1 protein-coding gene is annotated in these 355 nt (G+C 67.9%); it reads left to right on the forward strand.

The window, feature by feature from the left end:
- Positions 1-355 (forward strand): substrate-binding domain-containing protein (locus EN846_RS33995; RefSeq protein WP_189587200.1); only part of this gene is annotated, 355 nt, incomplete at both ends.

A 355-nucleotide genomic window follows, 5' to 3' on the forward strand; every position in this document is an offset into this window, starting at 1 on the left:
CTGATCCAGCTGGGCCACCAGCGCATCGGCTTCCTGTGGGGGGGCAGTTCGCATCGCTCTTCGGGCGAACGCTATGCCGGTTACGAAGCCGCGCTGAAGGACTACGGCATGACCGTGGACAAGCACCTGGTGGTGCAGGGCGATTACACCTTCGACGACGGTTTCCGGGGAGCGCGCCGCCTGCTGGCGCTGCGCGAGCCGCCCACCGCCATCTTCGGTTCCAACGACGAAATCGCCGCCGGCGTTCTGGCCGCTGCCAAGGCGGCCGGCATGAACGTGCCCTACGACCTGTCCATCGCCGGGTTCGAGGACAGCCCGTTCTCGCGCCAGTCGTGGCCGCCGCTGACCACCGCAA

The sequence above is a fragment of the Mesorhizobium sp. M4B.F.Ca.ET.203.01.1.1 genome, assembly GCF_004791025.1.
GTDB lineage: Bacteria > Pseudomonadota > Alphaproteobacteria > Rhizobiales > Rhizobiaceae > Mesorhizobium > Mesorhizobium abyssinicae.